The 20,773-nt window shown below is 72.6% G+C and carries 20 protein-coding genes; 11 read left to right on the top strand and 9 right to left on the bottom strand.

The features are described from left to right. The first annotated feature begins 111 nt into the window (after positions 1 to 111). Entirely contained in the window at positions 112 to 642 is a 531-nt protein-coding gene (locus tag PH203_RS20390) for a hypothetical protein (RefSeq protein WP_289921627.1), read from the top strand. Here PH203_RS20390 and PH203_RS20385 read toward each other — a convergent pair. Further along, positions 630 to 1,178, bottom strand: coding sequence for a PadR family transcriptional regulator (locus PH203_RS20385; RefSeq protein WP_289921624.1), 549 nt, complete (start codon positions 1,176 to 1,178; stop codon positions 630 to 632). The two genes, PH203_RS20390 and PH203_RS20385, sit on opposite strands and share 13 nt — an antisense overlap. A 22-nt stretch (positions 1,179 to 1,200) precedes the next feature. Beyond that, a complete protein-coding gene (locus PH203_RS20380) occupies positions 1,201 to 3,216 on the bottom strand; it encodes an NADPH-dependent 2,4-dienoyl-CoA reductase (RefSeq protein ID WP_289921620.1) in 2,016 nt (671 codons plus the stop codon). 119 nt (positions 3,217 to 3,335) lie between these two features. Between PH203_RS20380 and PH203_RS20375 the strand changes: the two genes are divergently transcribed. Next, positions 3,336 to 4,496, top strand: coding sequence for a M20/M25/M40 family metallo-hydrolase (locus PH203_RS20375; RefSeq protein WP_289921618.1), 1,161 nt, complete (start codon positions 3,336 to 3,338; stop codon positions 4,494 to 4,496). Here PH203_RS20375 and PH203_RS20370 read toward each other — a convergent pair. Together PH203_RS20370 and PH203_RS20365 are read right to left on the bottom strand one after the other, a co-directional pair. Next, the gene (locus PH203_RS20370; protein WP_289921615.1) at positions 4,457 to 4,819 is read right to left on the bottom strand and encodes a hypothetical protein; all 363 of its coding nucleotides are present in this window, start codon (positions 4,817 to 4,819) and stop codon (positions 4,457 to 4,459) included. The two genes, PH203_RS20375 and PH203_RS20370, sit on opposite strands and share 40 nt — an antisense overlap. 104 nt (positions 4,820 to 4,923) lie before the next feature. Further along, entirely contained in the window at positions 4,924 to 5,796 is an 873-nt protein-coding gene (locus tag PH203_RS20365) for a hypothetical protein (RefSeq protein ID WP_289921898.1), read from the bottom strand. Between the two features lie 244 nt (positions 5,797 to 6,040). On the opposite strand from PH203_RS20365, the gene PH203_RS20360 reads away from it, so the two are divergent. Then, complete coding sequence (locus PH203_RS20360; RefSeq protein ID WP_289921614.1) at positions 6,041 to 8,119, top strand: SpoIIE family protein phosphatase; 2,079 nt, start codon at positions 6,041 to 6,043, stop codon at positions 8,117 to 8,119. Positions 8,120 to 8,218: 99 nt separating this feature from the next. After that, complete coding sequence (locus tag PH203_RS20355) at positions 8,219 to 8,923, top strand: DUF5666 domain-containing protein (RefSeq protein ID WP_289921612.1); 705 nt, start codon at positions 8,219 to 8,221, stop codon at positions 8,921 to 8,923. An 18-nt stretch (positions 8,924 to 8,941) separates the two neighbouring features. On the opposite strand, the gene PH203_RS20350 is transcribed toward PH203_RS20355, so the two are convergent. Next, entirely contained in the window at positions 8,942 to 9,733 is a 792-nt protein-coding gene (locus PH203_RS20350; protein ID WP_289921609.1) for a putative protein N(5)-glutamine methyltransferase, read from the bottom strand. A gap of 130 nt (positions 9,734 to 9,863) precedes the next feature. Between PH203_RS20350 and PH203_RS20345 the strand changes: the two genes are divergently transcribed. Then, on the top strand, positions 9,864 to 10,292 hold the full coding sequence (locus PH203_RS20345) for a MarR family winged helix-turn-helix transcriptional regulator (RefSeq protein WP_289921607.1): 429 nt from the start codon (positions 9,864 to 9,866) through the stop codon (positions 10,290 to 10,292). Between the two features lie 42 nt (positions 10,293 to 10,334). Here the strand turns inward: PH203_RS20345 and PH203_RS20340 are convergent, their stop codons facing one another. Together PH203_RS20340 and PH203_RS20335 are read right to left on the bottom strand one after the other, a co-directional pair. Continuing rightward, positions 10,335 to 11,072 carry a GNAT family N-acetyltransferase gene (locus tag PH203_RS20340; protein WP_289921896.1) on the bottom strand — a complete coding sequence of 246 codons (738 nt, stop codon included), beginning with the start codon at positions 11,070 to 11,072 and terminating at the stop codon, positions 10,335 to 10,337. A gap of 68 nt (positions 11,073 to 11,140) precedes the next feature. Further along, on the bottom strand, positions 11,141 to 12,067 hold the full coding sequence (locus tag PH203_RS20335) for an NADP-dependent oxidoreductase (RefSeq protein WP_289921603.1): 927 nt from the start codon (positions 12,065 to 12,067) through the stop codon (positions 11,141 to 11,143). Positions 12,068 to 12,219: 152 nt separating this feature from the next. Between PH203_RS20335 and PH203_RS20330 the strand changes: the two genes are divergently transcribed. The 5 genes from PH203_RS20330 to PH203_RS20310 all read left to right on the top strand — a co-directional run bounded on the left by PH203_RS20330 (position 12,220) and on the right by PH203_RS20310 (position 16,748). Further along, the gene (locus tag PH203_RS20330) at positions 12,220 to 12,825 is read left to right on the top strand and encodes a sulfite oxidase-like oxidoreductase (protein ID WP_289921602.1); all 606 of its coding nucleotides are present in this window, start codon (positions 12,220 to 12,222) and stop codon (positions 12,823 to 12,825) included. Then, the gene (locus tag PH203_RS20325) at positions 12,818 to 13,573 is read left to right on the top strand and encodes a ferredoxin reductase (RefSeq protein ID WP_289921600.1); all 756 of its coding nucleotides are present in this window, start codon (positions 12,818 to 12,820) and stop codon (positions 13,571 to 13,573) included. The genes PH203_RS20330 and PH203_RS20325 overlap by 8 nt, the downstream gene beginning before the upstream one ends. Positions 13,574 to 13,830: 257 nt before the next feature. Then, positions 13,831 to 14,418 (top strand): hypothetical protein, encoded by a 588-nt coding sequence (locus PH203_RS20320; protein ID WP_289921599.1) that lies wholly within the window; start codon positions 13,831 to 13,833, stop codon positions 14,416 to 14,418. A 94-nt stretch (positions 14,419 to 14,512) separates the two neighbouring features. Continuing rightward, entirely contained in the window at positions 14,513 to 15,481 is a 969-nt protein-coding gene (locus PH203_RS20315) for an acetylxylan esterase (protein WP_289921597.1), read from the top strand. 100 nt (positions 15,482 to 15,581) lie between these two features. Beyond that, complete coding sequence (locus PH203_RS20310; RefSeq protein WP_289921596.1) at positions 15,582 to 16,748, top strand: serine hydrolase domain-containing protein; 1,167 nt, start codon at positions 15,582 to 15,584, stop codon at positions 16,746 to 16,748. Between the two features lie 22 nt (positions 16,749 to 16,770). On the opposite strand, the gene PH203_RS20305 is transcribed toward PH203_RS20310, so the two are convergent. Both PH203_RS20305 and PH203_RS20300 read right to left on the bottom strand, forming a co-directional pair. Next, complete coding sequence (locus PH203_RS20305) at positions 16,771 to 17,706, bottom strand: sensor histidine kinase (RefSeq protein WP_289921595.1); 936 nt, start codon at positions 17,704 to 17,706, stop codon at positions 16,771 to 16,773. Further along, complete coding sequence (locus PH203_RS20300) at positions 17,703 to 18,584, bottom strand: MEDS domain-containing protein (RefSeq protein WP_289921594.1); 882 nt, start codon at positions 18,582 to 18,584, stop codon at positions 17,703 to 17,705. The genes PH203_RS20305 and PH203_RS20300 overlap by 4 nt, the downstream gene beginning before the upstream one ends. A gap of 106 nt (positions 18,585 to 18,690) precedes the next feature. Between PH203_RS20300 and PH203_RS20295 the strand changes: the two genes are divergently transcribed. Beyond that, positions 18,691 to 20,766 (top strand): hypothetical protein, encoded by a 2,076-nt coding sequence (locus tag PH203_RS20295; protein WP_289921591.1) that lies wholly within the window; start codon positions 18,691 to 18,693, stop codon positions 20,764 to 20,766. The last annotated feature ends 7 nt before the right edge of the window (positions 20,767 to 20,773 follow it).

The following is a 20,773-nucleotide window of genomic DNA, read 5'->3' as shown; positions in this document are numbered from 1 at the left end:
CCGCATGCGGGACGGGCCGTGGAGACGTTGGCTGCCCCTGAGGCGCACGGGCGACTCCCGACCTCGGCGGCGCAAGGATGTACCGCCAACCGTGCCGCCGGAGGGCAGTCCATGCGTACTACTCAGCTTCTCCTCCGCTCCGGCCTGACCGCAGCTGCCGCCGTCGCACTCACCGTCTCGCCGGCGGCGGCCGCTTCCGGGATCTCCGTGAGCACGACCGGGTCCACGGTGTCCGTCACGACCAGCGCGTGCACCCAGGACGGCGGCGGCAACTGGGGCACCGCCTCACTGCTCAACAGCAGCCAGGCGAACTTCGCCCAGGGCCGCCAGGTGACGCTGTCGGGAACCAGTTCCCTGCAGTCGGCCGCCTGGTCGAACGTGAGCCCCGGCACGTACACCGTCATCGTCATGTGCTCGACCCAGAGCACCCCGGCGGGCACCCAGTCGGTCATCGTCTCGACCGCCACCACCCCGACGATCTCCGCCACGGCCTCGCCCTCGCGCGGCGTGATGGGCGGACTCGGCGGCGGCATCAAGGACTACGGCCCCCTCACCCTGGGCGCCGGTGCCGCCCTGGTCGGTATCGGCGGCATCGCGGCGGCCTGGTTCCTGCGCCGGCGCGCCAAGCCCTACCGGCTCTGATCGGGCAGTTCGGCGAACTCCTCCAGCGCGTGGGTGAGCCACTGCGTCCAGAAGGTCTCCAGATCGATCCCCGCCCGCAGGATCAGGTGCTGCAACCGGTCCTGCGGGCTGTCCTTGCCGGGCGGGAAGTCACGCTTCTCGATCTCCTCGTACTCCGCCAGCTGCCCCCGGTGCACCTCCAGATGCCGGCGCAGATCGGCCTCGATGCCCTCGGTGCCGACCACGGCCGCCGCCCGCAGCCGCAGGAACAGGCTGTCGCGGTACGGCTTGGGGTCCTGGGACGCGGCCGCCCAGCGGGCCAGTTCGTCCCGGCCCGCGGGCAGCACCTCGTACCGCTTCTTCTGTCCCCGGGCCGGCTGCTCCGGCGCCAGGGCCCGGATGTGGCCCCCGGCCTCCAGTTTCCCCAGCTCGCGATAGATCTGCTGATGCGTCGCCGACCAGAAGTAGCCGATCGACCTGTCGAATCGGCGGGTCAGTTCCAGGCCCGAGGACGGCCTTTCCAGCAGGGCGGTGAGGATCGCGTGCGGGAGTGACATGAACTCATCCTAGGGACGGCCCCTACAGGGCGGCCGCGACCTCGGTGCCCTGCTTGACGGCCCGCTTGGCGTCCAGTTCGGCGGCCACGTCGGCGCCGCCGATGAGGTGCACGCTCACCCCCGAGGCGGCCAGCTCCTCGTACAGGTCGCGGCGCGGTTCCTGGCCGGTGCACAGCACGATGGTGTCGACCTCCAGGACCGTGCTCTCCTCGCCGATGGTGACATGCAGACCGGCGTCGTCGATCCGGTCGTAGCGCACGCCCGGGACCATCGTGACGCCGCGCTGCTTGAGCTCGGTGCGGTGGATCCAGCCGGTGGTCTTGCCGAGCCCGGCGCCGACCTTGGTGGTCTTGCGCTGGAGCAGATGGACGGTGCGCGGCGGGGCGGGCCGCTCGGGCTTCGCGAGGCCGCCGGGGGTCGTGTGGTCCATGTCGACGCCCCAGAGGCGGAAGTACGTCGCCGGGTCCTCGTGCGCCTTGTCGCCGCCGTCGGTGAGGAACTCGGCGACGTCGAAGCCGATGCCGCCCGCGCCGAGCACGGCGACCCGCTCGCCGACGGGGACCTTGTCGCGCAGGACGTCGAGGTAGCCGACGACGCTCGGGTGGTCGACGCCCGGGATGTCGGGGACGCGCGGGGTGACACCGGTGGCGACGACGACCTCGTCGTAGCCGTCCAGGTCCGCCGCTGTCACCAGGGTGTCCAGGCGTACGTCCACGCCGTGGGCGTCGAGCTGGTGGCGGAAGTAGCGCAGGGTCTCGTCGAACTCCTGCTTGCCGGGGACCTGGCGGGCGACGTTGAGCTGGCCGCCGATCTCGCTCGCGGCGTCGAAGAGGGTGACGTCGTGGCCGCGCTCGGCGGCGGAGACGGAACAGGCGAGACCCGCCGGGCCCGCGCCGACGACCGCGACGCGCTTCTTCAGCCGGGTCGGGGACAGCACGAGTTCGGTCTCGTGGCAGGCGCGCGGGTTGACCAGGCAGGAGGTGATCTGAAGGCTGAAGGTGTGGTCGAGGCAGGCCTGGTTGCAGCCGATGCAGGTGTTGATGGCCTCGGGGGTGCCGGCGGCGGCCTTGTTCACGAAGTCGGGGTCGGCGAGCATCGGGCGGGCCATGGACACCATGTCCGCGTACCCGTCGGCGAGCAGCTCCTCGGCCACCTCGGGGGTGTTGATGCGGTTGGTGGTGACGAGCGGGACCGACACCTCGCCCATGAGCTTCTTGGTGACCCAGGCGTACGCGCCGCGCGGCACCGAGGTGGCGATGGTGGGGATGCGGGCCTCGTGCCAGCCGATGCCGGTGTTGATGATGGTGGCGCCCGCCGCCTCGACGGCCTTGGCGAGGGTGACCACCTCGTCGTGGGTGGAGCCGCCGGGGACCAGGTCCAGCATGGACAGCCGGTAGACGATGATGAAGTCCGTGCCGACGGCCTCGCGCACCCGCCGCACGATCTCCACCGGGAAGCGCATCCGGTTCTCGTAGGACCCGCCCCAGCGGTCGGTCCGCTGGTTGGTCTGCGCAGCGATGAACTCGTTGATCAGATAGCCCTCGGAGCCCATGATCTCCACGCCGTCGTAGCCGGCCTGCCGGGCGAGGCGGGCGGCGCGGGCGTAGTCGTCGATGGTCTGCTCGACCTCGGCGTCGGTGAGCTCATGGGGCGGGAAAGGGCTGATCGGTGCCTGGAGGGGGCTCGGGGCGACCAGGTCCTGGTGGTAGGCGTACCGGCCGAAGTGCAGGATCTGCATCGCGATCCGGCCGCCCTCGCGGTGCACCGCCTCGGTGATGACCCGGTGCTGGTCGGCCTCCGCCTCGGTGGTGAGCTTCGCGCCGCCCTCGTAGGGCCGACCGGCGTCGTTGGGCGCGATGCCGCCGGTGACGATGAGGCCGACGCCCCCACGCGCGCGCTCGGCGTAGAAGGCCGCCATCCGCTCGAAGCCGCGCTCGGCCTCCTCCAGGCCGACGTGCATGGAGCCCATGAGGACCCGGTTGGGCAGCGTGGTGAAGCCCAGGTCCAGCGGGCTCAGCAGGTGCGGGTAACGGCTCATGGGGCGCCTCCGTGCGCGGGTGGTCGTGCTCTCTGTTGTAGAGGACCGCGGACGCTTTATGCAACTAGTTGCACAACCCGGGAGGCGTGACGCGGACCACCCTCGGGCACAGTGGCCCCATGACCGCGGAGATCGTCGAACTCGCCCAGCAGCTGATCCGCCGCCCGAGCCGCGCCGGAATCGACGACTACGCCCCCGTGCTGGGCGTTCTCGAGCACTGGCTCACCGCGCGGAACCTGCCGCATCGACGTCTGCGCGACGACGGGGGCGCCGTCGTCGGCCTGCTGGTGGAGGTCGCGGGCGGCCGCCCAGGGCCCTGGTGGACGCTGGACGCGTGCGTGGACACGGCACCCTTCGGGGACGAGAGCGCGTGGTCGTTCCCGCCGGACTCCGGGGACGTCGTCGACGGCTGGCTGCGGGGGCGCGGCGCGGCCGACTCCAAGCTGGCGGCGGCGATGTTCTGCGGCATCGCGGCGAAGCTGCACGGGCGTGAGTTCGACGGCGGGCTGGCGGTGCTGCTGGACGCCGACGAGCACACCGGGGGCTTCGGGGGCGCCCGCGCCTATCTGGCCGATCCGCGGGCGGCGCGTCCGGCGGGGGTGATGATCGGCTACCCGGGCCTTGAGGAGGTCGTGGTCGGCGGGCGGGGGCTGTGGCGGGCGACGATCGCGGTCCACGCGGACTCCGGCCACTCGGGTTCGCGGCGCACGACGCCGGGGGCCGTGTCGCGGGCGGCGCTGCTGGTGCGCCTGCTGGAGGAGGCCGAACTCCCGGACGCGGACGGGGAGTTCCCGCTGCCGCCGAAACTGACGGTGACGTCGATCCATGGCGGCGAGGGCTTCTCGGTGGTGCCGGATCTGTGCGAGGTGGGCGTGGACATCCGGACCACGCCGGGGTTCGGCGCACGGGAGGCGGAGGACCTGGTCCGGCGGGCGGTGGCGGCGCTGGGCACCTCGGCCGCCGTCACCCCGGTGGCGTCCTGGCCGCCCTTCCGCCTCGCAGAGGGCGAGCAGCCCGCCGCGGCACTCCTGGAGGCCGCGGCGCACGAGGGTCTGACGGTCCGGGCGAAGACCGCGGGCCCGTCCAACATCGGCAATCTGCTGGCGGCGGAGGGCATCCCGGCGACGGCCGGGTTCGGCGTGCGGTACGAGGGCCTGCACGGCACGGACGAGCGGGCACGCCTGGCGGACCTGCCGGTGATGCACGCCGCGTACCGGCGTGCCGTGCTCGGCCTGCTGGGTCAGCGGCTCTCAAGCCGTACGTGCAGCTCCCGCTCCTGATCCCCGGACGCCGACGACAGATCACGCACCGTGAACATGGAGTCCAGCGTGGTGCGCAGTTGCTCGATCGCCCAGTACCCGCCCTGCGCGTCGGCCTCGACCGAGGACGACAGCCGGGCCGGCGGCGGACACTGATGCGCCTCGGTCACCTCGAACGTGCCGAGCCACACCATCGGCCGCGTCTCATGAAGCTGCTGCGGCACCTCGTCGGCGCCCCGGTCGGACTCGAAGCACGTGCACAGCGTGTCGAACACGATCCGGGCGTCCTCCTTGCTGCATCCACTGATCTCGATGGAGACGGACTCCTCATGCGATCGGTTCATCACGACTGCTCCTCTCATGGCGGTGGCGCGGTACCGCGGGTTCCCCGCGAACCGCGCCACATCCCCAGAAAAGCACCACTGCCCCGAAGGGACCAGTGAGAGCCTCAGCTCTTCGTGAACCGGTACGTCTTGCTGTCGGTCAGCACACAGAACCCGGGCGAGACGACGATGACCCGCAGGGTGCCGGTGCGCCGGTCGTAGTCGATGCCCTCCGCCTCGAACGTGCCCGAGCATCCGCTGCGCAGCGGGAGCTGGCGGAGCGCGGTGACATGGCCGGTCACGTTCGTGGTGCCCGGCTCGGCGGAGAGGTCGATCCGCAGCAGTGGCTTGGTGATGCCGAAGAGCGTGCCCGCGGGGTCGTCGGAGGAGCACAGCAGCTGGGTCGAGGTGACGAAGTCGCAGCCCTGGACGTCACGTACGGCGTGGTCCAGGTTCACGGTGGAGACCTGCGGGAGGTTCGCCGAGGGAGAGGTGCCGGCGTTGACGCCGGGCGTCGGGAAGACCAGGAGCCGGCTCATGGTGCCGTACTCACCGGCGAGCATCCACTGGCCCGCGGGGGCGATGGCGACCCAGGAGTTGTTGAGCGCCTCGCCGGAGCCGAGGGTGTGGACGTACTCCGACCACGCGCCGCCGGGGGCCTGCACCCGGAACATCTTCGCGGTGCCCGAGTCTGCCTGGTAGGGCTCGATGTAGTAGCCGTTGTAGGAGGCGTCGGGGTCGCCGACGTGGTTCCAGCCGCGGCTGGACACGGAGACGGGGATGGTGCCGATCCCGGTGTATCTGTTGGCGCTGCCCGCCGGGACCTCGACCGAGGTCAGGCCCTGGCTCTCGGTCAGCGGGTCGGCGCGGTCGGAGCCCACCTCGGTCCAGGTGTCGGCGGCCGAGGCGGGCGGGGCGGCGGCGAGGACGGTGGTGGTGGCGAGGGCGACGAGACCGGTCAGGACGGCCTGACAACGTTGCCGGGCGCGCAGGGGCATGGCGGCTACTCCTCGGCGGGGGCGGGCGTGCTCGGCGGACAGTCTGGCGGCCACGCTGGACATGTACAAGACAATCGGACCTGCGGAAACGGCCCTGCTACCGTCACCGGGACGCGCCGCGGTGTGTCGAGAGATGGTGGAAGAGCGCGACGGACGCGTCCCCGGGGACGGTTGAGCGCGGTAGAACAGGGGAGTCGGCACGGGGGACGACGTGCCGTGTGGACGTTCGAAGGCGGTGCGTGCGATGAGTGCATCCGGGTCTCCGGTCGCCGAGGGCGACGGGCCGGTGCGCGGGGCGGTGCGGCCGAGTGGGCTGCTCGACGTCCTGGGCGTGGCCTCGGTGGTGCTGGACGCCGAGGGACGCATCGCGCTGTGGAGCCCCCAGGCCGAAGAACTGTTCGGATACACGGCGCGGGAGGCGCTGGGGCAGTTCGCCGCCCGGATCATGGTCCACGAGCAGTATCTGGACCTGGTCGTGAAGCTGTTCGCCGATGTCATGCAGACCGGCCAGGGCTGGGCCGGGGCGTTCCCGATCCTCCGCAAGGACGGCAGCACACGCCTGGTGGAGTTCCGCAACATGCGGCTCCTCGACGACCGCGGGGACGTGTACGCGCTGGGTCTCGCGGCGGACCAGTCCACGCTGCGGCGCCTGGAGCGGGACGTGGCGCTGTCGACGCGGATGGTCTCGCAGTCCCCCATCGGGCTCGCCGTGCTCGACACCGACCTGCGGTACGTCTCGGTCAACCCGACGCTCGAACGACTCAACGGCGTCCCGGCCGAGGAGCACATCGGCCGGACGATGCGCGAGATCCTCCCGGAGATCGACGTGGAGGCCATGGAGACCGCGGCACGCCAGGTGCTGGAGACCGGCCGTCCCCTGGTCGACGCGCACACCGTGGGCCGCACCCCGGCCGACCCCGACGAGGAGCACGCCTGGTCGGTCTCGCTGTACCGGCTGGAGGACGCGGTGGGCACCGTCCTCGGCGCGGCCGTCTCCATCGTGGACATCACCGACCAGCACCGGGCGGCCGTCGAGGCGGAGGCGGCCCGGCGGCGCCTCGCCGTCATCGCGGACGCCTCGGCCCGTATCGGCACCACCCTCGACCTGGACCGCACGGCCCGTGAACTGGCCGACGTGGCGGTGCCGGAGCTCGCCGACATCGCCGCCGTGGATCTGCTGGACGCGGTGGTGGAGGGCAGACGCAGCAGCCTCGGCCCCACGGAACCGGCCGTGATCCGGGCCCTCGCCGTCCAGGCCGACCACGACCCGGAAGCGCTCAGCGCCGCCGACCCGCCCGGACAGGTCGCCCGCTACGGCGCCGACCGCCTCGTCACCGAGTGTGTGCGCACGGGCCGGCCGGTGATGGTGGCCGAGGTCGGGAAGGCCGACCTGCCCCGTATCGCACGCTCCCCCGAGGCGGCGGAGCTGCTGGCCCGGGCGGGCGTGCACTCGTATCTCGCCGTGCCGCTCATCGCGCGCGGCGAGGTCCTCGGCGCCCTCGATCTCAAACGCACCCGCAATCCGCTGCCGTTCAGCGAGGACGACCTGCTGCTCGCCCGGGAGCTGGCGGCGCGCGCGGCCGTACAGATCGACAACGCGCGCTGGTACCAGAACGCCCGCGACACCGCCCTCACCCTGCAGCGCAGTCTGCTGCCCAGCCATCCGCCGGTGACGGGCGGCCTGGAGGTCGCCTCCCGCTATCAGCCCGCGGGGGCCACGGCCGAGGTCGGGGGCGACTGGTTCGACGTGATCCCGCTGGACGGCTGCAAGACCGCGCTCGTCGTCGGCGACGTCATGGGCAGCGGCATCAACGCGGCCGCGACCATGGGCCGGCTGCGCACCGCGACCAACACCCTGGCCTCCCTGGACCTCGAACCGGCCCGGCTCCTCGAACACCTGGACCGCATCACCCAGGACCTCGACCAGTCCATCGCCACCTGCGTCTACGCCGTCCACGACCCGCATCTGCGGCAGGTCCGGATCACCAACGCCGGGCACCTGCCGCCCGCCCGTCTCCGCGCCGGACGCAAGCCGGAACTCCTCGACCTGCCCACGGGGGTGCCGCTGGGGGTGGGCGGGGTCTCCTTCGCCACCACGACCGTCGACCTCGACCCCGGCGACCGTCTGGTCTTCTACACCGACGGTCTCGTCGAGACCCGCCAACACCCCCTCGACGAACGCCTGGACGCGCTCCTCGACCTCCTCGACGGCCCCGACCGCCCGCTGGAGGAGGTGTGCGACCTCCTGCTGCGCACCTTGCACCAGCCGGACAACTCCGATGACGTGGCGCTGCTCATCGCCCGTGCGCAGACGCCGGGTTGACGGTCGCGCATTCACAGGAACTCATTACCCGCTTCTTATCGGCCTCCGACCACAATCACAGCAAGGCAAGGCAATGGGGATGCCGGGTGGGAGCGAGCCATGACGCACGAGCCCGATCACGAAGCGACGCCGCCCGAGACACTCGTCGGGCCGGGCGAGGACACACCACTACGAGACCGCTGGCGCCGCCGGCCCGTGCACACACGAGCGGTGACCGCGGCGGCCCTGGTCGCCGCCCTCGCCCTCGGCGGGGCCGCGGTCGCCTACGCCGCGACCTCCTCGGGCTCGGACGGCGGGGCGACTCCCTCAGCTTCCGGCTCCGCCTCTCCGTCGCCGGGCGAGAGGGGCGAACGGCACGGCCACGGCTGGTGGTTCGGGCCCGGCGGTGACGCGGTGCACGGCGAGACGACCGTCAAGGACCGGGACACCGGCGAGTGGGTCGTACGGGTGTGGCAGCGCGGCACCGTCGAGAAGGTGGACGGCGACCAGGTGACCGTCAAGAGCGAGGACGGCGCCGAGTGGACCTGGACCGTCGAGGCGGACACCCCGGTCGTGCGTGACGACGGCAAGGGTTCCGGGGCCGACGACCTCAAGCAGGGCGAGACGGTCCATCTGTCCGGAACCCGCTCCGGCGACGACACCAGGACCGCAGACCGCGTCTTCGCCGGCACCTGGGAGAAGCCGGACCCGGGCAAGTGGCGAGAGAAGCTGCCGGAGTTGGGCGAGTGGCTCGACCGGCTCCCCGGCCACGACCACCACGAGCCGCCCGCGCCCGCACCCTCGGGGAGCGGGGCCACGACCTGACGCCGGCCGGCTTCGCGGCTACGGCCTGACGCCGATCACGACGTTGGCGTACCACTCCTCGGAGACCGCCTGACGTGCCGTCAGTCCCCCGCGGGTGAAGGTGTCGAGGGCCGCCGGTGCCTGCCGTTCACTCGTCTCGACGAGCAGACAGCCGCCGGGGGCAAGCCACTTGGCGGCTTCACCGGCGACTCTGCGCAGCACGTCGAGGCCGTCGTCTCCGCCGTCCAGGGCGACCAGTGGTTCGTGCTCGCGGGCCTCCGCGGGCAGGAGTCCGACCTCGCCGGTGGGGACGTACGGCACGTTCGCCGCGAGGATGTCGACGCGGCCGCGGAGTTCGCCGGGGAGGGCGTCGAAGAGGTCGCCCTCGTGGACGTGTCCCTCGAAGGCGGCCACGTTGCGGCGGGCGCAGCGCACGGCGGCCGGGTCGATGTCGGCGGCGTGCAGTTCGGCGCCGTCGAGCGCGTCCGCCAGCGCCGCCCCGACCGCGCCCGAGCCGCAGCACAGGTCCACGACCACGGTGGCGTCCGGGACTTGGGCCAGGGCCTGCTCGACCAGGAACTCGGTGCGGCGGCGGGGCACGAAGACCCCGGGTGCCACGGCGATGCGCAGCCCGCGGAACTCGGCCCAGCCGACGACGAGTTCGAGGGGGACGCCGGTGGCGCGACGGTCCACCATCGCGGCGAGTTCGTCCGGGGTGCGGGCGGCGGCGAGGATCAACCGCGCCTCGTCCTCGGCGAAGACACAACCGGCGGCACGCAGTGTCGCCGCGACGGACTCGGGCGAGGCGGGGGAAGGCGGGAAGGGAGGCATCGAAGCAGCAACCTACCCGAGTGATCACACGCCCCGCCGCCAGTGACGGCCCCGCACCGAGCCACGCAGCCACCCCACGGTCAAGTTGTACTATGCAACCAGAGCCGTGGAGGAGGGTGGAGGAGGTTCCGTGGACGCAGCCGAGGCCGTCGAGAGCATCCAGCGCGAGATGACGATCTTCGCCCGCCGGGCCCGGGCCTCGGCGGGCCGGATGCATCCCGAGCTGTCCCTCGTCTCGTACACCCTGCTCGGACACCTGGAGGAGCGCGACGGCTGCCGCGCCACCGATCTGGCCGCGCACCACGCCCTCGACAAGTCGACCGTCAGCCGCCAGGTGACGGCCCTGGAGCGAGCCCGACTCGTCGAACGGCGACGGGACCCGGAGGACCACCGGGTCCACGTACTGCATCTCACGGAGGCCGGCCGGCGGATCCTCGCCCAGGTCACCGAGAGCCGCAAGGCCGCCTTCCAGGAGCGGCTCGCGGAGTGGCCGGAGGAGGATCTCGCGCGGTTCGCCGACTATCTGGTGCGGTACAACGCTTGGCCACGCGAAGGGTGAGAGCCCGTACGAGTGCGCTCACGCTTGCTCCCACCGGTTCGCCTACGACATCACCGGCTGCCGTTCCGGCGTCCGCGCCGCCAGGAACCTGGTCGTACGGCGGAGCCGGAAGCCCAGGGACTCGTACAGCCCGATGGCGTTGGTGTTCCGGGCGCTCGTGTGCAGGAACGGGGTCTCGCCGCGCTCCCGGATGCCGTGGGCGACGGCCAGGATCAGCCGGGTCGCCAGGCCCTCGCCGCGGAAGGCGGGGTCGGTGCAGACCGCGCTGATCTCGGTCCAGCCGGGCGGGTGGAGCCGCTCGCCCGCCATGGCGATCAGCGCGCCGTCCCGTCGTATGCCCAGGTAGGTGCCCATCTCCACGGTGCGCGGCAGGAACGGGCCGGGCTGGGTGCGGGCGATCAGATCGAGCATCTCGGGTACGTCGGCGAGGCCCAGCCTGATCGCCTCGGGCTCCGGCGCGGCGGCCAGACCGTCGTCCACGAACTGCACACCGTCGACGCTGAACATGGTCTCCCAGCCGTCCGGGAGCTCCCCCACATACCCGGACAGTGGGACCTCCGCGCCCGGCCCGGCGAGGGCCGCCAGGTCCGCCCAGTCCTCGGCGGTCGGCACGTCGGGCATCCCCAGCCAGGGCGAGACGTCGACGGGGTAGCGCAGGACCCGGCCGCGACGCTCGGCGAAGCGGGCGTGCGGGCCGGTCAGCGAGGCGTGGGCGGGGTTGTCGAGGACGTGGGGTGCGGCGTGGGGCGTGCCGATGTCAGGTATGCCCGCGTGGGACATGCTGGCTTCGGTCCTCCCCGGGTACGGCGCGCCGCCGTCCGACCGCCCCGTCCGCATCGTGCTGTCGCTCATTCGGCGACCTCGATCACGATCTTGCCGCGGGCGTGGCCTTCCTCGACGGTGCGCAGGGCCTCGCCGGCCTCGGTGAGCGGGAATCGCCGGGTGACATACGGGTCCAGGTCGCCGTTCACGACCAGTTGGGCCACGGCGTCCAGGACGGCCGCAGTGCGGGCCCGGGTGACCCGGGTGCCGCCCAGCCGCTCCACGTCCACGGCCGGGGCACCGGCGGTGATCAGCTTGGACCGGTCGGTGAGCAGCTTCGCGGCCTCGGTGAGCACCTCGCCGCCGACGAGGTCGTAGACACCGTCGATGCCGTCCGGAGCCGCCTCCGCCGCCCGGTCGGTCCAGCCGGGACCGGACGGGACATGGACCGCGCCGAGGGACTCGACGAATTCCTTCTTGCCCTCGCCCGCGACTCCCACGACCCGCAGTCCGAGCGCCCGCGCGATCTGCACCGCGGCGGCTCCGACACCCCCGCCCGCTCCGGTGACCAGCAGGGTCGCCCCCGCGGGCAGGGCGAGCTGGTGCACACCGTCGTACGCGGTCGCCGCGGCGACGGGCAGGGTCGCGGCGTCCGTGAAGGACAGCCCGGCGGGCTTGTGCGCGGCCAGGGACGCGGGCAGCAGGGTGTACTCGGCATAGCCGCCGGCCACCGGGTTGCCGAAGACCTCGTCCCCGGCGGCGAACCCCTCGACGCCCTCGCCGACGGTCTCCACCACACCGGAGACCTCGCTGCCGAAGACGGACGGGAACACCCACTCACCGGAGTCGCCGGGCCGTCGGTATCCGGTGCGGAGTTTCCAGTCGACGGGGTTCACGCCCGCGACCCGTACCGCCACCAGAATCTGACCGGGTCCGGGCACGGGGCGCTCCACCTCGGCCAGGGCCTCGGTCTCCGGACCTCCGTACCGCGTGAAGACGTACGCCTTGGGCATGTGCTCACACTCTCCTTCGCTCGCGCGGGCATCTGTCCGCAAGGATGATCGGCGGGCGGCTATTCCCGGGGCGGTGGAGAGTTCATACGGCCGCAATGATCGCTGTCCTGACCAGGGCCGGAGCACTCGAGACGACACAGTACGGTTGAACCATGAACGTCACCCGAGGCTTCACCGGACGCGACCGCGTCCCCGACCCCGGACTGCCACCCGGCCAGTACGACGCGGGCGACGACTGGCCCGTGCTGTCCGCGGAGGTCACACCGGAACTGTCGCCGGCCGACTGGACCTTCCGCGTCGACGGCCTGGTCGAGGCGCCGCGCACCTGGGACTGGGACGAGGCGCACGCGCTGCCGGGTTCGGTGTACGAGGGTGACATCCACTGTGTGACGAGCTGGTCGAAGTTCGGGGTGCGGTTCGGAGGTGTCTCGCTCGACGCCTTCCTGGATGTGGTCCGGCCCCATGGGTCCGCGACCCATGTCGTCGCCTATTCGCACACCGGGTACACCACGAACCTGCCGCTCGCCGATGTGACCGGCGGGAAGGCGTGGATCGCCTGGGAGTTCGGCGGGAAGCCGCTGTCGCCGGAGCACGGGGGGCCGGCTCGGCTGCTGGTGCCCCATCTGTACTTCTGGAAGAGCGCCAAGTGGGTCGCGGGCCTCAGGATCCTCGACCACGACGAGCCGGGATTCTGGGAGCAGAACGGCTATCACGCGCGGGGCAACCCGTGGGAGGAGCAGCGGTACTCCGGTGACTGAGACCTTCACTCCCCCCACGCGGTTCGCCGTGCCCGGGCGGATCGCCGTGAGCAACCGGGCCGCCGCGGTGTGGCAGACGGCCACGCTCACCGAGATCCGCCGCGAGACCCCGTACGTCTCCACCTTCCGGTTCGCGGTGCCCGCGTGGGCGGGGCATCTGCCGGGTCAGCATCTGATGCTGCGGCTGACCGCCCAGGACGGCTATGTGGCCCAGCGCCACTACTCGATCGCCTCGGCACCCGACGACGAGGGCTACATCGAACTGACCCTGGACCATGTCGAGGGCGGCGAGGTGTCGGGCTGGTTCCACACGGTCGCCGAGCCCGGCGACGAGATCGAGGTGCGGGGCCCGCTGAGCGGCTTCTTCGCCTGGCCCGGCGACCGGCCCGCGCTGCTGATCGGCGCCGGCTCCGGCGTCGTACCGCTGATGTCGATGGTGCGGCACCACCGGGCGCGGGGTCTGTCCGTGCCGTTGCGGATGCTGGTGTCGGCGCGCGGTCCGCAGGACCTCGTCTACGCGGACGAGCTCGGCGAGGAGACGACGCCCGTCTTCACGCGGAGCGCGCCAGAGGGTGTGCCGGTGGGACGTATGGCCGCCGCACATGTGGCGCCGCTCCTGGCCGAGCAGCCTTCCGGTGGGTGGGAGGCCTATGTGTGCGGCTCCAACGCCTTCGCCGAGCACGCGTCGCGGCTGCTCGTCGAGGCGGGGCAGCCGGTGGACCGGATCCGGATCGAGCGCTTCGGCTGAGTCGCGGGGCGGGGCGGCGTCGCCATCGAGCGCCGTCCCCGGAACCGGCCCCCGTTTCACCCCGACCGTGCAGGGCACCCCTCCCGCGGCGGCACCGGCGGCGACTGCCGTGCCGGGGCCGCGGTGAACGATGTGCGGCGGACGGGGTACTTGACCTACCGGGGCACTCGCAGATGTGCCTGGTGCTGAGGGAGGCGGACCGGCCTCCGGTACCGCTCGTCCCGCCCTCCGGCTCAGGAGACGGCGAGGAGGTCGCCATGCGAACCCGGGTGCGCGGCTGGCGCTGGCGCGAGAATCCGCTGCGCCGCCGGTCCGACGTCGTCGCGGCGTGGACGGCGCTGGCCGTGGCCGTGCTGCTGCTCGTCGGGGCGCCGCTCGCAGGCGTGGTGACGGCCCGGTGGGCCTATGACGAGGCGCAGGCGACCGCCGCGTCCCAGCGTGCCGACCGCCACAGCGTGCAGGCCGAGGTCGTCGGCAAGGGCCCGGACCGGCAGCCGACGGCGGGAAGCGGACGGACGCACGCCTACCGCACGACGGTCCGCTGGACCGAACCGGGCGAGGGTGCGCGGACCGCGGCGGCAAGGGTCCCGGCCGGCGCCCGCCAGGGTGATGTGGTCGAGGTGTGGTTCGACTCCCGGGGCCGCAACGTCACCCCACCGCCCGACGACGTCTCCGTCTGGCAGTACACCGTCACCATGGGCGTCTGCGGCGCGGGCGGCGCCGCCGCCCTGATCCTGCTCGGCCATTCCGTCGTACGCCATGTGGCCACCCGCCACCGGCTGGCGGAGTGGGAGGAGGAGTGGACGCGCACCGAGCCGGTGTGGACGCGGCGGCGGTGGGCGTGACGCCCCGCCGGGTGCCCCTGCACAGACCTGGCGACCCGTCCGAGGTCGCACGTACGGTGTGATCATCACTGTCCCTCTTCAAAGGCGGTCCTGCATGGCTCTGTTCGACCTCCCCCTCGACGAACTGCGTGAGTACCGCAGCGCCTCGACCGAGCCCGAGGACTTCGACGCGTTCTGGTCCAAGACCCTCCAGGAGGCCCGTGAGCACGATCTGGACGCCCGCTTCGAGCCGGTCGACACGGGACTGACGACGGTCGAGGTGTACGACGTGACGTTCGCCGGGTTCGGCGGACACCCGGTGAAGGGCTGGCTGACGCTGCCCGCCGGGGTCACGGAACCGGTGCCGCTGGTCGTGGAGTTCGTCGGGTACGGCGGCGGGCGCGGACTGCCGCACGAGCATCTGCTGTGGGCGTCCTCGGGGCGGGCGCACTTCGTGATGGACACGCGCGGTCAGGGCAGTGCGTGGGGCGGGGGCGGCGGCACCGCGGACCCGGTGGGCGGGGCGCCCGCCTACCCCGGTTTCATGACGCGCGGCATCGACGCACCCGAGAACTACTACTACCGCCGGGTGTTCACGGACGCGGTGCGCGCCGTCGAGGCGGCCCGCTCGCACCCCTCGGCCGATGCCGCCCGCACGGTCGCCGTCGGCGGCAGCCAGGGCGGCGGCATCACCATCGCCGTGGGCGGTCTGGTCCCCGACCTGGTCGCCATCGCGCCGGACGTGCCGTTCCTGTGCGACTACCCCCGCGCGGCGGTTCTGACGGACCGTCACCCGTACCGTGAGATCGGCCTGTTCCTCAAGACCCACCGCGGTCGCACCGAGGACGCCCTGCGCACCCTGTCGTACTTCGACGGTGTCCACTTCGCCGCCCGCGGGAGTGCCCCGGCCCTCTTCTCCGCGGCCCTGGAGGACCAGACCTGCCCGCCCTCGACGGTCTTCGCGGCGTTCAACGCCTGGGCGCACGACGACAAGCAGATCGAGGTCTACGACTTCAACGACCACGAGGGCGGCGGCCCCTACCAGGAGGCGGCCAAGCTCGACTGGCTGCGCTCGCGCCTCTGAGGACCCTGGTCCTTCCCTCCAGTCCGACCAGTCGGTACGTTCGACGGGCCCGGGCCGCAGTGTGGCGGCCCGGGGTCCCGGCGTACGACGGAGGCGGTTCATGTCCGAGCACGAGTCCCGCGTTCAAGGCGACTGCGACGAGCGATTCGCGGCGGTGCGCACCGCGTTCGAGGGGAACTTCCGGGACCGGGGCGAGCTGGGGGCCGCGGTCGCCGTCACGGTCGGCGGGCGGACCGTGGTGGATCTGTGGGGCGGCTGGGCCGACGCCGGACGCACCCGGCCCTGGGAACGGGACACGCTGGTCAATGTGTGGTCGACCTCGAAGGGGCCGGTGGCCCTGTGTGCGCACATCCTCGCCGACCGGGGGCTGCTCGACCTCGACGCCCCGGTGGCCGTGTACTGGCCCGAGTTCGCCGCAGCGGGCAAGGAGAAGGTCCTCGTACGGCATCTGCTGTCGCACCGGGCCGGACTGGCCGGGCTGCGGGAACCGCACTCCGTGGAGCAGCTCTGCGACTGGGAGCTGACGACGGCGCGGCTCGCCGCGACGGAGCCGTGGTGGGAGCCGGGTTCGCAGTCGGGGTACCACGCGCTGACGTACGGGTTCCTCGTCGGTGAGGTGGTACGACGGGTGTCCGGGCTGCTGCCGGGGGCCTTCCTGGAGCGGGAGGTGACCGGGCCCCTCGGCATCGACTTCACCGTCGGGCTGCCGGAGAAGGAGTACGGGCGCGCCGCCGAGCTGGTCCATCCGTCGGCGGCGGCGAGCAGCGAACAGGCGGCGGTCTTCAGCCAGTTGGCGCCCGTGGCACTGGCCGCCCTGGCCAATCCGATGGCGGGCGCGACCGAGGCGAACACGCCCCGGTGGCGGGCCGCCGAGATCCCCGCCGCCAACGGTCACGGCACCGCGCGGGCGGTGGCCCGGCTGTACGGCATCTTCGCGGGGCAGGGCACGTACGACGGTCACCGCGTCCTGACGCCGGAGGCGGCCGAGCGGGTGCGTGAGGGGCAGGGCAGCTGCCGTGACCTGGTGCTGGGCGCCGGTTTCGAGAGCGAGACGGAGATCGCGCTCGGGCTGTGGCTGAGCGGGGCGAACGGGTCGTACGGGCCCAACCCGCGGGCGTACGGGCATGACGGTTTCGGCGGGTCCTGCGGGCTGGCCGACCCCGAGGCCCAGGTGTCGCTCGGTTACGTCATGAACCGCATGGGGCCTCATATCGCCGACGATCCGCGGAAGATGGCGCTCGTCGACGCCCTCTACAGCGCGCTGTGACACCGGCCGTCGGCCTATGGGTTCAGGGCGTGGGCCAGCGGAAGTACAGCTGCACCACGGAGCCCGAGGGGCCCAGGTCCTCGGCGACCAGGTCGGCCAACTGCCGTACGACCCACATCCCGTGACCGTTCGGGGCGCGCGGGTCGGGTGGCAGATGGCCGGGGAAGGGCGGAAGGGGCGCCGAGTTGTGTGCCCCCTCGTCCCGGATCTCGCAGATCAGGTGGTCGGGGTCGCCGCCCAGCCGGATCACGCCCTGTCCTCCGCCGTAGCGCAGGGAGTTGGCCACGGTCTCGTGCACCGCCGCCACCAGGTCGTACATGCGCTGTTCGGGCAGGCCGACACGGCGGGCGTACCCGACGAGGGCCTGGCGCACCGCGGCCGAGCCGCCGCGGGCGAAGGGGATGTCGTCCGGGCCGGCGGGCAGCGGGGCCGGACGGTGTGCGTCGCACTCGGCGCAGAAGTCCGCCGGGTCGGTGAAGTCGGCGGGCCCGTCGGTGAGTTCGGGGTGGGTGCGCAGGGCGGTGCGGACGACGTCGGCGGGCAGGGTCCGGGTGTCGTAGGGGCAGACGATCCAGTGGGGCGAGTCGGCGAAGGCGATGTTGAGGAGCGACTCGTAGCGTTTCCACTCGCGCGCCTCGAACGTGCCGCGGCCTGTCCAGACGGGTTCGCCGATGACCCTCACCCGCCTCCGGTCCGGGCCGTGCCGGTCGCAGTAGGCGTGGTAGCGGCCCAGGGTGCGCGAAGGGTAGTCGTACCAGTCCCGGGCGTCGACGAACTCGACCTCCCCGGACCGTGCGCCGAGCGCCTCGCCGAGCAGGGCGATGTTGCGTTCGTCGACCACGGCGAGAACGGCATCGCCGGCGTCCAGCCCGTCGAGGGCGAAACCGGCGGTGCCGGCGAGGAATTCGGTGTCCGAGCCGTAGCACAGGGCCTGGTGGGCGAAGCCGGTGCGGGTCACGGCTCACCTCCGTCCGGTTCGAGGCGCAGGCCGGGGACGCGGTCCCAGCCGGTCACCCGCATCACCCGCTGGATGTGCGGGGCGACCCCGGACAGGACCAGGGTGCCGCCCGCGCCGGACCGGGCGAGCGCGGAGAAGACCAGCAGCCGCAGTGCGCCCACGTCGATGAAGTGCAGTTCGCGCAGGTCGAGTCGGGTGTGGACGCCGTTCGCCGGGCGGTTGCGCTCGGCGTGCAGGGCGCGGGCGACGGCGGTGACGTTGGTGTCGTCGACCTCTCCGGCGAGGGCGAGGCCCGGGGGTGCGAAGGTGCGGGTGATGGAGAGCAGGTCGTCGCGCCAGACGTGGTCCGCGCCCACCCGGCCGTGGTGGAGTCCGGTGAGCGGGGCGAGTTCGGACTCGTCGAAGACCCGGCTGTCGTACTGGCAGATGCCGAGCACGGGCAGCGCGGAGAAGACCGGGTCGAGCAGGAGCTCGCTGTCGTGCAGTGTCTTGAGTCCTCTGCCGCCGCGGGCGCGCAGGATCTCCGTGCACACGCGCAAGCCCAGGAAACCGTCGGCGACCGCGCGCCGGGTCTCGCGGCGGATCACCTCGTCCAGGTCCCACAGCCCGTCGGGGGCGGCGAGATGGGGGTCGACCAGGAGGCGGCCGGTCGCGACCTCCTCGTCGACCCGGCAGCCGTGCTCCTCCAGGAAGGACAGGGCGACGCCGGCGGGGATGTCGGCGGGCGGCAGCAGCAGTCCACGGTGGCCGCAGGCCAGGCCGTCGAGCAGAAACGCGGCGAGGACGGTCTCGCGTTCCTCGTCCGTGTCGTAACCGAGGAGCAGATGGTCTCCGTGGCGCATCCGTCCCACGGTCGTCACGGCGGGTACGACGGCCATGGCGCGCCTCCCTCGGCGAGGTGGGACCGCATCCACGCTACGCCGGAAACAGGCCGCCCGTGAGGGGTTAGGGTGACCTGGCGTCGGGTTGCGGTGAGGGGGGACGATGGCGGCCTCTGTGCAGGGCGGCAGGATCGGCAACCTTCCCGCCGAGGCGAACGAGTTCGTCGGCCGCAGGCTCGAACTCACGGAGATCGCAGGGCTGCTCGGGGCCGTGCGGCTGGTGACGCTGACGGGGCCGGGGGGTGTCGGCAAGTCCCGGCTCGCCCTGCGCGCCGCGCATGTCGCGAAGTCGGCCTTCCCCGGCGGGGCCTGGCTGGTGGAGCTGTCGGACCTCAGGAATCCCGATCTGCTGACGAACACGGTCGCGCAGGCGACCCGGCTGACCGAGCAGACCCTGCGGCCGCTCCTGGAGGCGCTGTACGAGCATCTCACCGGGGCGCCCCTGCTGCTCGTGCTCGACACCTGCGAGCACGTTCTGGACGAGTGCGCGCACGTCGTGCAGGAACTCCTGTTGCACATCCCGGAGTTGAGGGTGCTGGCGACCAGCCGCCAGGCGCTCGGGGTACCGGGCGAGCAGCTGCTGACGGTGACGCCGCTGCCGCTGGGCGAGCGGGACGACGCGGTGAAGCTGTTCGCGGCCCGGGCCTCGGCCGCGATGCCGGAGTTCACGCTCACCGAGGACAACCGACCGCATGTGGCCGCGGTGTGCGCCCGGCTCGACGGGATACCGCTGGCCCTTGAGCTCGCCGCCGTGCGACTGCGCGGATTCCCGCTCGACCGCCTCCTGGAGGGCCTGGACTCCCGCTTCGACCTGCTCGTCTCGTCCGCCCGGCCGCGGCTGGCCCGCCATCAGACGCTCCGTACGGCCATCGGCTGGAGTCATGAGCTGTGCACGCCCCTGGAGCGGCTGCTGTGGGCGAGGCTGTCGGTGTTCGCCGGCGGCTGGGACATCGAGGCGGCCGAATTCGTCTGCCACGGCGGTCCGTTGAGCGCCGAGGACGTGCTCGCGCTGCTCGCCTCGCTCACCGAGAAGTCGATCGTGACACGGGACGGCGAGGGGATTGCGGGGCGCTATCGCATGCTCGACACGGTCCGCTCGTTCGGCGCGGAGTGGCTCGCCGGGCTCGGCGAGGAGGAGGCGGTCCGGCGCAGGCACCGGGACTACTTCCGGTGGATCGCGCGCCAGGGCGAGGCGGAGTGGCTGGGCCCCGGTCAGCGGGTGTGGGCCGAGCGGCTCTCCGCGGAGCACGCGAATCTGCGGCTGGCGATCGAGGACTGTCTGGCGGCGCCCGAGCCGGAGACCGCGCTCGAACTCACCGGCAGCCTCTGGTACTTCTGGTTCGCCTGCGGGGTCGCCGAGGAGGGGCGCGGCTATCTGGAACGGGCCCTGCGCCGGGCACCCGAGAGCGGCGGCCCCGAGCACACACTCGCCGTGTGGGCGCACCGGCTCGTGACCGTCGTACCGGACGACCTGGAAGCGGCGGAATCGGTGAGCGCCGCCTATGTGTGGCTCGCTGCGGAGCGTCAACTGCCGGTTCCCGCGCTGCCGTTGACGGGGGCGAGTCTGGCCGTGCGGGGCGAGTCGGCGCGCTCGGCGGTGCTGTACGGGGCCGGCCTGCAGGCTCCGGCGGGCGACGGCGGCGCCGAGTTCTTCCAGCTCATGACCCTCGCGCTGCAGGCGTATCTCCTCGCCGGGCAGGCCGCGTTCGAGCGCTGCGCCTCGGTCGCCGAGCGGTTGCGGCAGGACTGTGCCAAGCGGGGCGAGCTGTGGATGCGGGCGTGGGGTGACTTCTTCGTGTCGCTGGCCGGGATCGGCCTCGGCCATGCGGACGAGGCGCTGCGGACGGCCCGGGAGGCGCTGACCGCGAAGTGGCGGGTGCACGACCACCTCGGGGCCGCCGCCGTCGCCGATCTGCTGGTCGCCGCGCAGGCCGCCCGCGGCGAGGACGAGCTGGCGGCACGTCTGCTGGGCGTCAGCAGACGCCTGTGGCGCACGGCGGGACTGCCGCAGCTGGGCAACCCCGACACCACCGTCTTCCACCGCGAGTACGAACGCCGCCTGCGCGCCTCCCTGGGTGACGCCCGGTTCCTCCAAGCGGTGCGCGAGGGCGGGGAGTTGGGCGCGGAGGCGGCGATCGGGCTGGCACTGGGCGGGGTCGGCGCGCGGGACGACCTCTAGCCGGACA

Source organism: Streptomyces sp. S.PB5, assembly GCF_030403745.1.
In the GTDB taxonomy this organism is placed as follows: Bacteria; Actinomycetota; Actinomycetes; order Streptomycetales; family Streptomycetaceae; genus Streptomyces.
This window is presented reverse-complemented; position numbering and strand designations above follow the sequence as displayed.

Excerpts from the sequence above, each read along its gene's own strand:
- PH203_RS20380 (WP_289921620.1), bottom strand. The coding sequence starts at position 3,216 with ATGAGCCGTTACCCGCACCTGCTGAGCCCGCTGGACCTGGGCTTCACC.
- PH203_RS20320 (WP_289921599.1), top strand. The coding sequence starts at position 13,831 with ATGCGAACCCGGGTGCGCGGCTGGCGCTGGCGCGAGAATCCGCTGCGC.
- PH203_RS20370 (WP_289921615.1), bottom strand. The coding sequence starts at position 4,819 with ATGAACCGATCGCATGAGGAGTCCGTCTCCATCGAGATCAGTGGATGC.
- PH203_RS20390 (WP_289921627.1), top strand. The coding sequence starts at position 112 with ATGCGTACTACTCAGCTTCTCCTCCGCTCCGGCCTGACCGCAGCTGCC.
- PH203_RS20300 (WP_289921594.1), bottom strand. The coding sequence starts at position 18,584 with ATGGCCGTCGTACCCGCCGTGACGACCGTGGGACGGATGCGCCACGGA.
- PH203_RS20385 (WP_289921624.1), bottom strand. The coding sequence starts at position 1,178 with ATGTCACTCCCGCACGCGATCCTCACCGCCCTGCTGGAAAGGCCGTCC.
- PH203_RS20365 (WP_289921898.1), bottom strand. The coding sequence starts at position 5,796 with ATGCCCCTGCGCGCCCGGCAACGTTGTCAGGCCGTCCTGACCGGTCTC.
- PH203_RS20335 (WP_289921603.1), bottom strand. The coding sequence starts at position 12,067 with ATGCCCAAGGCGTACGTCTTCACGCGGTACGGAGGTCCGGAGACCGAG.
- PH203_RS20355 (WP_289921612.1), top strand. The coding sequence starts at position 8,219 with ATGACGCACGAGCCCGATCACGAAGCGACGCCGCCCGAGACACTCGTC.
- PH203_RS20350 (WP_289921609.1), bottom strand. The coding sequence starts at position 9,733 with ATGCCTCCCTTCCCGCCTTCCCCCGCCTCGCCCGAGTCCGTCGCGGCG.
- PH203_RS20360 (WP_289921614.1), top strand. The coding sequence starts at position 6,041 with ATGAGTGCATCCGGGTCTCCGGTCGCCGAGGGCGACGGGCCGGTGCGC.
- PH203_RS20340 (WP_289921896.1), bottom strand. The coding sequence starts at position 11,072 with ATGTCCCACGCGGGCATACCTGACATCGGCACGCCCCACGCCGCACCC.
- PH203_RS20330 (WP_289921602.1), top strand. The coding sequence starts at position 12,220 with ATGAACGTCACCCGAGGCTTCACCGGACGCGACCGCGTCCCCGACCCC.
- PH203_RS20375 (WP_289921618.1), top strand. The coding sequence starts at position 3,336 with ATGACCGCGGAGATCGTCGAACTCGCCCAGCAGCTGATCCGCCGCCCG.
- PH203_RS20295 (WP_289921591.1), top strand. The coding sequence starts at position 18,691 with ATGGCGGCCTCTGTGCAGGGCGGCAGGATCGGCAACCTTCCCGCCGAG.
- PH203_RS20310 (WP_289921596.1), top strand. The coding sequence starts at position 15,582 with ATGTCCGAGCACGAGTCCCGCGTTCAAGGCGACTGCGACGAGCGATTC.
- PH203_RS20315 (WP_289921597.1), top strand. The coding sequence starts at position 14,513 with ATGGCTCTGTTCGACCTCCCCCTCGACGAACTGCGTGAGTACCGCAGC.